At 64.5% G+C, this 11870-nt stretch carries 8 protein-coding genes and 4 pseudogenes; 5 read left to right on the forward strand and 7 right to left on the reverse strand.

Features of this window, described 5'->3' with window-relative positions:
* Positions 1–492: 492 nt before the first annotated feature.
* Positions 493–1624: pseudogene (locus J2X34_RS15560) on the forward strand (IS3 family transposase); the annotation flags it as partial.
* Between the two features lie 393 nt (positions 1625–2017).
* On the opposite strand, the gene J2X34_RS15565 reads toward J2X34_RS15560, so the two are convergent.
* Positions 2018–2797 (reverse strand): peptidoglycan recognition protein family protein, encoded by a 780-nt coding sequence (locus J2X34_RS15565; RefSeq protein WP_174908122.1) that lies wholly within the window; start codon positions 2795–2797, stop codon positions 2018–2020.
* A gap of 383 nt (positions 2798–3180) precedes the next feature.
* On the opposite strand from J2X34_RS15565, the pseudogene J2X34_RS15570 reads away from it, so the two are divergent.
* The 3 genes and pseudogenes from J2X34_RS15570 (at position 3181) to J2X34_RS15580 (ending at position 5530) form a co-directional block, all read left to right on the forward strand.
* Positions 3181–4550 (forward strand): annotated as a pseudogene (locus J2X34_RS15570) (IS3 family transposase).
* Positions 4551–4694: 144 nt separating this feature from the next.
* Positions 4695–4889: a hypothetical protein gene (locus J2X34_RS15575; protein WP_174908121.1), complete on the forward strand. Its 195-nt coding sequence runs from the start codon at positions 4695–4697 to the stop codon at positions 4887–4889.
* Positions 4890–4969: 80 nt separating this feature from the next.
* Entirely contained in the window at positions 4970–5530 is a 561-nt protein-coding gene (locus J2X34_RS15580) for an ImmA/IrrE family metallo-endopeptidase (RefSeq protein WP_174908119.1), read from the forward strand.
* A gap of 36 nt (positions 5531–5566) precedes the next feature.
* Here the strand turns inward: J2X34_RS15580 and J2X34_RS15585 are convergent, their stop codons facing one another.
* The gene (locus J2X34_RS15585; RefSeq protein WP_174908117.1) at positions 5567–6310 is read right to left on the reverse strand and encodes a hypothetical protein; all 744 of its coding nucleotides are present in this window, start codon (positions 6308–6310) and stop codon (positions 5567–5569) included.
* 14 nt (positions 6311–6324) lie between these two features.
* Complete coding sequence (locus tag J2X34_RS15590; protein WP_174908115.1) at positions 6325–6594, reverse strand: hypothetical protein; 270 nt, start codon at positions 6592–6594, stop codon at positions 6325–6327.
* A gap of 266 nt (positions 6595–6860) precedes the next feature.
* Here J2X34_RS15590 and J2X34_RS15595 point away from each other — a divergent pair, with 266 nt between their 5' ends.
* The gene (locus J2X34_RS15595; RefSeq protein WP_174908113.1) at positions 6861–7241 is read left to right on the forward strand and encodes a helix-turn-helix domain-containing protein; all 381 of its coding nucleotides are present in this window, start codon (positions 6861–6863) and stop codon (positions 7239–7241) included.
* A gap of 526 nt (positions 7242–7767) precedes the next feature.
* On the opposite strand, the pseudogene J2X34_RS15600 reads toward J2X34_RS15595, so the two are convergent.
* The 4 genes and pseudogenes from J2X34_RS15600 to J2X34_RS15615 all read right to left on the reverse strand — a co-directional run.
* Positions 7768–8616, reverse strand: a pseudogene (locus tag J2X34_RS15600) (AMP-binding protein); the annotation flags it as partial.
* Between the two features lie 193 nt (positions 8617–8809).
* Positions 8810–9635 (reverse strand): annotated as a pseudogene (locus tag J2X34_RS15605) (IS3 family transposase); the annotation flags it as partial.
* A 426-nt stretch (positions 9636–10061) separates the two neighbouring features.
* Positions 10062–11216 (reverse strand): acetyl-CoA C-acetyltransferase, encoded by a 1155-nt coding sequence (locus tag J2X34_RS15610; protein WP_174908105.1) that lies wholly within the window; start codon positions 11214–11216, stop codon positions 10062–10064.
* Positions 11217–11235: 19 nt separating this feature from the next.
* Positions 11236–11859, reverse strand: a complete 624-nt coding sequence (locus J2X34_RS15615; RefSeq protein WP_174908103.1) for a TetR/AcrR family transcriptional regulator — start codon at positions 11857–11859, stop codon at positions 11236–11238.
* Positions 11860–11870 lie beyond the last annotated feature (11 nt).

Genomic DNA, 11870 nt, shown 5'->3' on the forward strand with positions numbered 1-11870 from the left:
GAGGCCGCACCCCAGGGTGGGGAGCGGCCGAAAAGTGGGCGGAAGGGAAAGCGCGGTACCCGACCGAAGGGGTATCTACCGGTGCGGAGTCGATGGGACGTCGGTCATGTGGACCGCGGTGTGCTCAAAGGGGTGAAATGGGTTGGCAGCCAGGGCCTTTTCCTAAACACGGAAGGGCCGGCAACGAAGAGTGGACATGAAATAGCCCAAGCAGCCTGCGTCGGAAACACTTTCCTGGGCAATGTGATTCATGACCAGTCGATGTGTTCTCGAACCTCGATCGGTCACTACGGACCACCTCACACCGAGGGCATCAGCCCATCGGGTGTTGTGTGACAGTCCTACGGAAAGCGACCAACAGTGCAGGTAGAGCACTATTTCAGTGAACGTGCTGCGGCAGGCCGCGCGGCCGGTCTGTGCGCAGCGGGGGCCCCGGGTTTGGTTGACTTCGGACTGGTGAGGATGCGTCCTCGCCTGGAAGGATCACCAACCATGCCGAAGCGCTACCCCGAGGAGTTTGGTCGCGACGTCGTCGCGGTGGCCCGCAAAGGCCAGGCGCCGCCGGCTCGGATCGCGAAGGACTTCGCGATCTCCGAAGCGACCTTGCACAACTGGCTGAAGAAAGCCGATATCGAGGACGGTGTCCGCCCGGGTGTGACGGTGCAGGAGTCCGAAGAGCTGCGCCAACTGCGCAACCGCAACAGGCTCCCCGAGCAGGAGAACGAGATCCTGCGGCGGGCGGCGGCGTTCTTCGCCCGCGAGTTGCCCCCAAAATGACGTACCCGCTGGTCCTTGACCTTGCCGCGGACGGTGTCCCCGTCGCGGTGGCCTGCCGGGTGCTCGGCTTCTCCACACAAGCGTTCTACAAGCGGCGCGCCGATCCGGTCTCGCAGCGAACTGGGACGACGCCCATCTGATCAACGCAGCCCTCGATATCCAGACCCACGATCCGGCGTTCGGGCACCGGTTCATCGCGAACGAGCTGCCCCATTACGACATCACCGCCGGCGAGAACCGCGTCCATCGGCTGCGCTCCCTGCAGCGGATCTGGTCCGCGTTCGCCAAGAAACCCGGCCGAGGCCGCAGGTCGGGGCCGCCGGTGCACGACGACCCGGTCGCCCGCGACTTCACTGCGACGAAGCCGAATATGTTGTGGCTGAACGACATTACCGAGCATCGCACCGCTGAAGGCAAGCTCTACCTGTGTGCGATCAAGGATTGCTACTCCAACAAGATCGTCGGCTACTTCGATGGACGCACGCATGACCTCTGACCTCGCCGTGTCCGCCCTGCGCAACGCCATCGCCCTCCGTAGTCCGGACAACCGGACCGTGGTGCGCTCCGACCGGTTGAACTCGCCCAGTACACGTCGGTTGCGTTCACCGAGCGGCTCGTCGAGGCCGGCGTCGACACCTCGGTCGGGACCACCGGGGACAGCTACGACAATGCCCTCACGGAGACGATCAACGGCCTCTACAAGACCGAGTTGATCACGCCGAGGCGCCTTTGGCGGACCGTTGACCAGGTCGAAGTCGCCACTCTCGAATGGGTCGACTGGTTCAACCACCGTCGACTCTACGAGCACTGCGGCGACCTGCCGCCAGCCGAGTTCGAGGCCCTCCACCACCGCAATCACCGAACTCAGCCTGCGGCTGGGCTTCCCAGGAGTTACTGGTTCCGGAGACATGAGGGTTCTCGCCGTTCTTTGCGCGAAAACGCGACCGCACACCAAATCACCGAACTCCGAAGTGACGGCGATCATGCGGCGGAGCTTCCAACGGGATCGATCCGGAACAAAATCCTCCAGCAAGGAGGCGGATTCGAGAGAGGAATAGTCCCGCCCCGGGGTATGAGCCGGCCCGAGTGCGGGACCTGGGCGCCCCGGGCGGCGGCGTCTGCGCCCGTGGACTTGCACGGGAGACGGGCACGCAACGAGGCGGGCCTGAGCGGACGCCAGGCCCAGCTGCTGTTCAGCGGAGCTTTGGGCGGTGTCGCGCGGGGCCCGGCGCGTTGGGGGTTAGGGGGCGGGCGGGATGAAGCGGCTTTCGAACTTATCCAACCGACCGATGACGTCAGCGAGGGCGTCGACCAGGGTGTGGCCGCCGAGCTGCGGCCAGCCGGCGTACTGGCCCCGGTCACGTTGGTCCAGGCCGCACAGCTGTTCGCGGATGTCCTTGACATCGCTGCTGATCGGGCCGCAGAACTTGATGATGAAGTCCTGGAGCTGGGTGACTTCTGAGGCGCTCATCGGCGCGTCCTTTCTCTCGAGGAAGGCCGCTACGTCGCGGCGGAATTCGTCCATGTCGATGCCGGCGGGGTCGATCTTTCCCTCTCGGCTGTACTCCCGGTGGGCTACGCAGTCATCGGCGGTGCGGCCGATGCGGCCCAGAATGGCGGCGCAGCCGCGTTTGTAAGCGTCGAGCTGGGCTGGGGTCCAGTCGGTTCCGTCGCCGCGGGAGACGGCTTCGATGCCGATCACGTGGTAGTTGGCGTTGTCGGTGGGCCAGCCAGGCCAGGAGCCGCGACCGGCGTGCCAGCAGACGCCCGCGGCGATGACGCGGAAGGTGCCGTCACGTTCCAGCACCAGCTGGGCGAGGGGGCCGTCCAGGTCGGGGCGGCCGTACTGGACGATGCGCCAGTCCTCGGTGCCGCCGCCGGCGGTGTGGTGGCACAGCACGCCGCGCAGGTCGCGGAAGTCGCCGTGGCCCCGGTCACGCCAGCCTTCGTGCTCGATCACCCGCAGGCCGGCCGCGCGCAGCACGTCGGCCAGCCAGATCGGGTCTCCGGTCCAAGACATCGGGTATTTCCTTTGCTGTATGTATTCGCTTGCAGGGACATTCGGTGGCCCTGCAAGCACTGAAGGTGTGGAGAGGGCGTGACTCCGCGTGCCGGCAAGGAAAGTGGCACCGACTCGGTGGAGGGCGAGCCAAGGAAGCGAATGATGTTGGCAAACAACGGCACAAACATCGTATGACGACAATGACATCGAAATATGGCGCTATACAACAGATCTGCATCCACACCAATCCGACGGCCCGAGCCTATCAGCGGGTCCGTGACGAATCCGGGGATACTGGCCAACACCGCAGGCAAATAGCCATTTCCAGAGTGCGGGAACCGCCGTCACACTGAACCGTCTCGGGTTTGATGCCGCTTCCATTCTTGTGAAGGATGCAGAACATGCCCAAGTGTTACCCCGCCGAGCAACGTGAGCGAGCCGTCAAGATGGTCCAGGGCCACCTCGACGAGTACCAATCCCTGCACGCCTCCTGCCAGGCCATCGGACCGAAGCTCGGTATCGGTCCGGAGTCGCTGCGGACCTGGACCAAGCAGGCCCAGATTGACACTGCCGAGCGTCCCGGTGCCACGTCAGCAGCGCAGCAGCGAATCAAGGAACTCGAACGCGAGAACCGAGATCTCAAGGAAGCCAACGAGATCCTGAGATCGGCGTCGATCTTCTTCGCGAGGGAACTCGTCCCCCGCAAGCGGGAGGTATCCCCACCTCGCCGCCGCGGGGGCACCTCCCTGCACCGCAGGTGCTTGGGGGCATCTGCCAGTTCATCGACGAAATGCGTGCACAGAACTGCAGGGTCGAGTCGATCTGCGCAGTGCTCACCGAGCGCGGCGTCAAGGTCGCCCCACGCACGTACCGGAACTGGAAAACCGCGCAACCGTCGGAGCGAACGGTGACCGACGCGCACCTGACGAACGCACTACTGCGCACCGCCGACACCGCCGAAGGACGCTACGGGCGCCGCAAGATGACCGCCTACCTGCGACGCAATGGACACCAGGTCGCCGCCTGCACCGTCGACCGACTGATGAGCGACGAGGGCCTGTCCGGCATCGTCCGCGGCCGCCGGCACCGCACCACAATCCGAGGCGGCAAGAACAGTCGCCGGGCTCCGGACCTGCTCGATCGGGACTTCACCGCCGAGGCGCCGAACCGGAAATGTCACTGACTTCACCTACTGCCGGACGTGGGCCGGGTTCGTGTACGTGGCGTTCGTGATCGACGGGGCCCCTACCTGCACGAAGTGCTTGGGGGCGTTCTCCCGCGCCATTGTCCGCTGGCATGCGGCGAGCGTGATGGACACTGCGATGGTCACGACTGCGTTGAAGATGGCATTGTGGCGTCGGGACCATGGTGGCCATGCCGTTGCCGACGGGCTTATCCATCCTCCCCAAGCACTTCGTGCAGGGCGGTCCCCCCAGCGATGCCGGTAGTCAATACACCTCAATTTCGCTTGCGGAAACCCTTGCGCTGGAAGGAATTGTGGCGTCGATCGGCCGTGACGGCGATGCTTACGACAATGCGTCGGCGGAGTCGACTATCGGGTTGTTCAAGACCGAGGCGGTCTCCAAGGGCAGCCCGTTCCTGGCGGGGCCGCTCAAGACGATCGACGATATCGAGTTCGCCACGATGGGTGGATCGACTGGTTCAACACGCGCCGCCTGCACAGCACCCTTGGTTACATCACGCCCGATGAATTCGAGGGATCTACTACGCTCAACAATCGGCCCTCCAACCGGAGTTGTCGCCAGCATAGGAGCGGCAACAAACCCGGACGGTTCACACCGCCCCGATCGCAGGGGACGGACGAGCCTTGGCCGGATCCGTCAACCTGCGACCCGGCTGCAGGGCAACCCGGCCCGTGCTAACGCCGCAGGGATGATCGGTAGACTCGCCGCTTATGACATACGAGTTGGACCCGCAGACCCCCGACGAGTTCGATGGTGAAATCACCTCGACCTCGGATTCGGGACTGGAGGGTACGGCCGGCTACCACGGGCGATCAAACGGCATCCCCCGAAGGGTCGGTGATCTGTCCGACCTGAACGAGGAGGACAAGCGCCTGTACGACGAGTTCCTGGCCGCTCTCAGGTAACGGCGGCAACATACGCACGGATCTGGCAACCCATGAGGTCTCCATAGATCCAATTTCGAACGGGGGGGGTGTCAGCAACAATGGCCAGCCGCAGCGGCAACAAACGGTACGACGCGCGGGTCCAGGCGGCGAAACTTGACGTTACCATAGGCAATGTCGGCTTCGCAGCACCGATCGTCATCTGGCAACCCACGTTCCGGGCGATACTGGTCACCGCGGACCTGACCACAGTGGATCGTCGAGAAGCACTCGCCCACGCGCTCGCGCACGCGCAACTCGAGCACTCGAAGACAGTCCGAAAAGCACGTGCCGGCCGCGAATCTCGTCAGAGCGTGGAACTCCGCGTTTACGAGCTGGCGTGTCGCAACCTGATTCCTATCGCGGATCTCAGAGAGGCGCTCGCGCGTTATACCAGCGTCGACGACGTTGCCGGCTGGCTCCAGGTGAATCCCGATACGGTGCGCTATCGACTCCAGTACCTGTCGCGCACGGAACGGCGAGTGCTGACCCCGGACATCGTGAATCGTCTCGACTGGTATGCAGACGCGAAATACCCGCTGCCGGTCAGCTGCATCTGGACCGACTCCGCGCCGCTGCCGGCATACCGGAAGCTGCCCGAGATCCTCAGACAATTTCGGTAGTCCCAACTACAGACGTTCCCTGAACACTGTTGTGACTCAGGCTGATCGGCGATAGACCCCCTGTGGCAGCGCACAGAGTTCGATCACGTCGCCCAGACGGTACACGGTGTCGTTTCCTACCACATGGCCAGTCAGCTTGCCTCGACGGGCCCACTGCCTGATCCGCTCGGCGGAGATGCGGTCACCGGAGCTGTCGGACACCAGCCGCGCGAGTTGAGCCGCGGTACCCATGATTTCGTAGGCCTGGTCCAACATTTTACGGCGGCGACGCCGCACCGCGACGACGGTCCCGCAGCCCTCGCATCGGACGAGGTCGGCATCGGACTGGGCGGAGAGCCCCCGGCCGCACTCACAGTTGCCAACACCGACACGAGATTCCGGGCGGTCGATCGTGCGGTATCCCAACCGAGTAGCCCTGGACAATGCGGCATCCAAACCGACGAGAGCATCCGAGTCATCGGGAATCCGGGGCAGGTGACGGATGAGGAACTGGCACTGCTCTATGGCGGTGACCGGAGCACGCTGCGCGATGGCGGCCGAGACCTTCGCGGCATAAGTGGTCAGCACCCCCGCGATGTCTCGGCGCGCTTTCGCGGCACCGCTATTGAACGGCAAGACCTGCTCAGCTCTCGTCGTGCGCACGTACCCCAGCGAACCCGCGGAGGTGATGGCGTCTGTGCGACTGAGAGTGATATCGAGCTCCGCCAACAGCGTTGGGACGGCCTCGAGGGCCGCCATGACAGCGGCGCGAGGCTCGGAGGTGAGATGTTCGGTGTACATATGACCTTCTTTGACTAGGCGATCAGATCCAGCGCCGCCGCGGGTTGCTGCGGGTTGTATCGGACATACACGACTCCTGCGCGCACCTCCGACTCGAAGCCCGGACCGAACGCGGCAGCCATTCCGGTACGGAGACGATGTTTGGTGGAGTGCGGGTATCGCGTCGGCCACGGATACATGGCCCACCGCCCAGGACGACTGCGCAACTCTTCGGCAAACTGCCGGTTCTCGCGTTCACGGGCACGGGTCTGCGGAGGAGGCAGCTGGACAGGGTCGGTGGACATGAGATTCCTTCCGGATGCACAGCGCAAGTCGGGGATCACCGATGCAACCTGGACGGGCACCAACCCTCGCGACAGCGCCGTCGCGGGGCGCGACGCAGCACCCAGATTACATCGTTGCATGCAATTTTGCAATATGTACAGCTGCCCCGAGCTGACGAAGCGGCCCAAGATGCGGCCTATTGCCATCCCCATCAGGCGTTTGAACACACATCAGCGAAGATGTATTAGATGTGTGTAATTGTTGGTAATAGTATAGAATCTGATGCATGAGCAATCGTCAAAGCGCCCCGGTGCCCAGGGAGGTCAGCGAGGCGATCCGTAGCGCGAGGCAGGCCAAGGGCCTGTCCCGTGATGCTGCAGCACGGGCGGCCGGGGTCAGCGTCAGCCTCTGGGCGCAGGTCGAATTGGGCACCCAGTACAAAGGCGAGAATAAGGTCGACGCCCGAACCACAGCGCGCACACTCCAGGCCATGGCCGAGGCCGTGGGGGTGGATCCTGCGCCATTGCTGCGCAAGACGGGATTGGACAAGCCCGCGACCGGCACCCCATCCACTTCGCGTCCGCAGCCCCTCCTTGACTTGACGGGATTGTCGGATGAGGACCTGGGCAGGGTCGCCGCGTTCGTCGCCGGCCTCAGAGCGCGCTGAATTTCCTACATTGACTACACGTTCAGTGCATACAACATGCAATGCGTGTTGTAGCCTAGCGCTGTGAACGATCAACCACCTTGCCTTGGACTACCTGGATTCCTGCGGCCCAAGGACACGAGCGGCTGGCAGGTACTGCCGGCAACCATCGCTGCGAAGGCGCTGTGTCAGGACAGATGTCCGCGCGACATCTTCCTGGCTTGCGCGCAGTCAGCTTTGACCGCCGGGACCTGCTTTGGGGAAGAAGAGCCCCGCGTCGCTGACGGCGTGGTGATGGCAGGAATCGTCTGCCGCGGCGATGCCCTGACCGAGAAAGCGCTCCGCCGCGTAATCAAGCAACTCGCGCAAGCGCCGACGGCGCGCCCTACCCATTGCCGGAACTGCCACAAGCCTATGACCACGCGCCGTCGCAAGCTGGTCGGCCACGTCGTCCATGAAGGGGGCGGAATGTGCACAGGGTGCCGCCGTGCAGAGCAGCGATCGGCGTGACTAGACGCACAGTGCAGCACTTGCGACCACAAGCCGATCAACCTCTTTCCGAGTCGATCACCGACGACTCGTAGCCTAGGCCCGCGACTGCGCCTGATTCGGTCCAAAAGTTGAACAGTGCAGGTAAAACAACCATTTCGTTGTGGCCCGCTCCGCGTGTCGGTTCCATGCTTCGTTGCAAGGAGTGCGCGGGCGCTGGATCGGCGCAGTTTGCCGGAGGTGGTTTTGGGCAGGGTTCCGGGCAAAGAACGGTCACCGTCCGGGGAGGGATGCACACGGCTTTGAAGACCGCTGTGCTGATGGCGCGTCGCAGTTGCAGGGTGAGGGCCTCGTCGTTGTGGTGGGCGGATTCGGCGAGCACGGCGAATCCTTCGCCGGGGCTGCCTGCGGCGAAAGTTACCGCGATGGCGTTGCCGGTGCGGACGCCGGCGACGCGTTCGGCGGCCCGTTCGATATCGGTCGGATACAGGTTGCGCCCAGAGATGATGATGACGCCCTTGCGGCGTCCGCAGATCACGGGTTTCACCCTCCTCGGTAAAGTATCGAGGTCACCGATCTGATTCCAGCCATCGGCATCCTGGGCGGCGACACTCCCTCGGGCGGTGAGGTACTCGCTGGTGATGTTCTCGCCACGCAGTTCGAACTCGCCTACCTGCCGGGTCGCCAGCGGGGTACGCGTATCCGGGTCGACGACCCGCACCTCTATCCCGGACAGCGGCTTTCCGAGTGTGGGGCAGGCGGGACCATCGGCCGCGGATGCGGCGATGCCTTCGACTTCAAGCACCAGCCGGTCGACATGATCTGCCCGCAGACCGCGCCCCCGGTCCGGGGTAGAGACTGCGACCACCGCTTCGGCCAAGCCGTAGCAGGGAGCCAATGCAGTTGGCGGCCAACAGAACCGCGATTCTTGCCGCGGAGGAAGTCGGCGGCGGTGATGCTGACCAGTTCTACGCCGGCCATCATCGGCATGGACAGGAACGTGATCATTCCCATGTCATGCGACAACAGCAAGGGACTACCCCCACTTCGGTTGACTCGTTGACCTGCCCCAAGCGGCGTTACCCCCGGCGGTGTGAAGATCAGGCCGGAACGGACGGATCCTCGAAGCGTAGCTCGTACTCGATCGGCGACACATAATCGAGCTGCGAGTGCCGTCTCTGCCGGTTGTAGAAGATCTCGATGTAGTCGAAGATTGCGTTCGCCAGATCGAGCCGGGTCCGCCACTTCTTCCGGTCCAAGAGTTCGATCTGCATCGACGACCAGAACGACTCCATCATCGCATTGTCATATCCGCCTGGCGATGGTGCCGAACGACGGCATCAGGCCTGAGGAGCGGATCTTGTTCGTGAAGGCCCATGACGTGAACTGCACCCCGTGGTCGGCATGCACGATCCCGCCGGGAGGTGGTGTTTGGTTCTTAGTGGCCATGTCGAGGGCGTTGACGACCCGGGTGGAGTCCTGGCAGTTATCGATTGACCAGCAGACGATCTTGCGGGAGGTGTCCATCACTGCGCAGCAGTAGACCTTGCCCTCGCGGGTGGGATGTTCGGTTATATCGTTGACCCACAACTCATTTGGCGACAATCGGTGGAACTTCCGATGTAGGAGATCATCGGCCGTGGCGACGCCCTTCAAGCGTTTGACCTTGGCCGGACCGGGTAGGCCGGCGATGCCGGCGAGCCTCATCAGCCGGGCAACAAGGTTCTCGCTGACCACGATGCCCATCCGCGGATCAGTTCGGCGTGTACGCGCCGGGATCCGTAGGTCTGCCGCGATGCGTCGTGGACCTCCCGGATCGAGCCAGTGCCACTGACGGCGCATCTGGGCCGCCGACATCGGACGGGTCTTGTACATGCAGTAGCCGGGGCTGCTGACGCCGAGTAAGCGGCAACAGACCGGAGACGGCCTGCAGCCTCGGCAGCCTGGCCGGTCTCTCCGGCTGACGACTCGGGTTCCCGTCGCGTCACCCACCGCCCAACCAGCACCCCGAAAACGAGCGGGGTATTGAAATACACTCCGCCGCAAACCGTTTGACACGCTACGTCCCACCAAAACCACCGAGCTTGGAGCGACGACATGGAATTCATTTCGGAAGGCCTCAAGGCGCCGCTGAACCTCCCGATGCTCAGTCTGGACGTCCTCATTTCTTCACCTTCGGATCCTTCGATCCCACCAAGAGCCTGTGGGACTGGTCGTAACGTCGCAACAGCGAGATTGGTGGCGCAGTCCGATGCTGCTGGGTCGACGTCCGACCCGCTCCCCCGCCTCGTCGAACGCGAACGCCCTCCCGACCCCGACGGGTCGAGAGGGCGTTCGTGACGGACCGACTCGCTAGTCCTGAATGCGCTCGATGATCGTGACGTTCGCGGTGCCGCCACCCTCGCAGATGGTGAGCAGGCCGTAGCGGCCGTCCGTGCGCTCGAGCTCGTTGAGCAGCGTCGCCATCAGCTTGGTGCCGGTCGCGCCCAGCGGGTGGCCGAGCGCGATCGCGCCGCCGTTGACGTTGACCTTGGCCGGGTCGGCGCCCAGCTCCTTGATCCACGCGAGCACGACGGGGGCGAACGCCTCGTTGATCTCGACCAGGTCGATGTCGTCGAGGGTCAGGCCCGCCTTCTCCAGCGCGTGCTGGGTGGCCGGGATCGGCGCACTCAGCATGAAGATCGGGTCGTCGCCGCGGGCGCTCATGTGATGGATGCGGGCGCGCGGCTTCAGGCCGTACTTCTTCACGGCCTCCTCCGACGCGAGCAGCAGCGCGCTGGCGCCGTCGGAGATCTGGCTGGCGACGGCGGCGGTCAGGCGGCCACCCTCGACCAGCACGTTGAGGCCGGCCATCTTCTCGAGGCTGGTCTCGCGCGGGCCCTCGTCGGTGGTGAACTCACCGAAGGGGACGATCTCGTTCTCGAAGCGGCCCTCGGCGATCGCGACCTTGGCGCGCTCGTGGCTCTGCAGGGCCCACTTCTCCAGATCCTCGCGGCTGACATCCCACTTGTCGGCGATCATCTCGGCGCCGCGGAACTGCGACACCTCCTCGTTGCCGTAGCGCTCGGTCCAGCCCTTGGACTCGGCGGTGGGGGTGGTGAAGCCGTACTGCTGGCCCACGATCATGGCGGCCGAGATCGGGATCTGGCTCATGTTCTGGACGCCGCCGGCGATGATCAGGTCGGCGGTGCCCGCGAGGATCGCCTGCGCACCGAACTGGATGGCCTGCTGGCTCGAACCGCACTGGCGGTCGACCGTCACGCCGGGCACGTGCTGCGGCAGGCCCGCGGCCAGCCACGACATGCGCGCGATGTTGCCGGCCTGGCCGCCGATCGCGTCGACGCAGCCGAAGACGACATCATCGACGTCCGACGGGTCGATGCCGGTGCGCTCCACGACGGCCTTGATGACGTGCGCGCCCAGGTCGATCGGGTGAACGGGCGCGAGGCTGCCGTTCTTCTTGCCGATCGGGGTGCGGATGGCGTCGACGATGTAAACCTCGGGCATAACTGCTCCTGGATTCGGATTACTTGTGGGAGTCGGGGCTGGCAAGCCCGTCCAGAACGATGGAGAGGTACTGCTTGGCGACGGCCTCGGCGGTCATCGGACCACCCGGCCGGTACCAGCGCACGGCAACCCAGACCGTGTCGCGCATGAAGCGGAAAACGATTTCGATGTCGAGGTCCTTGCGGAAGCTCCCGTCGGCGACACCGGCCTCGAGTACCCCGACCCACAGGTCGCGGAACTCCTGGTTACGCTCGGCGAGGTACGCGAACCGCTCGTTGGCGGCGAGGTGCTTGACCTCGTCCTGGTAGATCGCGACCGCGCTGTGCGAGGCGTCGATGGCCTCGAACGACGCGATCACGAGGGCCTCGAAGGTCTCGCGCGAGCCCATGCCCGCGTCGACGATCTCTCGGTAGCGGCCGAACAGGTCGTCCTGGAAGCCGCGCAGGATCTCGTCCACCATGGACTCCTTGGAGTCGAAGTGGTGGTAGAGGCTGCCGGACAGGATGCCCGCCGCGTCGGCGATGTCGCGCACGGTGGTGGCCCGCAGACCACGTTCGGCGAAGAGGCCCGCGGCGAGTTCGAGGAGTTCGGCGCGACGCCCGGACTTGTTCGAAGACTCGTCGGCGTCTCGGGGTGGAGTCATGCCGGACATCC

This window comes from Rhodococcus sp. BE178, from assembly GCF_050433545.1.
Classification (GTDB): domain Bacteria; phylum Actinomycetota; class Actinomycetes; order Mycobacteriales; family Mycobacteriaceae; genus Prescottella.

What these genes read in the sequence shown, in the direction of transcription:
- J2X34_RS15615 (WP_174908103.1), bottom strand. Translation starts at nt 11,859, where the DNA reads ATGACTCCACCCCGAGACGCCGACGAGTCTTCGAACAAGTCCGGGCGT.
- J2X34_RS15575 (WP_174908121.1), top strand. Translation starts at nt 4,695, where the DNA reads ATGACATACGAGTTGGACCCGCAGACCCCCGACGAGTTCGATGGTGAA.
- J2X34_RS15610 (WP_174908105.1), bottom strand. Translation starts at nt 11,216, where the DNA reads ATGCCCGAGGTTTACATCGTCGACGCCATCCGCACCCCGATCGGCAAG.
- J2X34_RS15580 (WP_174908119.1), top strand. Translation starts at nt 4,970, where the DNA reads ATGGCCAGCCGCAGCGGCAACAAACGGTACGACGCGCGGGTCCAGGCG.
- J2X34_RS15565 (WP_174908122.1), bottom strand. Translation starts at nt 2,797, where the DNA reads ATGTCTTGGACCGGAGACCCGATCTGGCTGGCCGACGTGCTGCGCGCG.
- J2X34_RS15595 (WP_174908113.1), top strand. Translation starts at nt 6,861, where the DNA reads ATGAGCAATCGTCAAAGCGCCCCGGTGCCCAGGGAGGTCAGCGAGGCG.
- J2X34_RS15585 (WP_174908117.1), bottom strand. Translation starts at nt 6,310, where the DNA reads ATGTACACCGAACATCTCACCTCCGAGCCTCGCGCCGCTGTCATGGCG.
- J2X34_RS15590 (WP_174908115.1), bottom strand. Translation starts at nt 6,594, where the DNA reads ATGTCCACCGACCCTGTCCAGCTGCCTCCTCCGCAGACCCGTGCCCGT.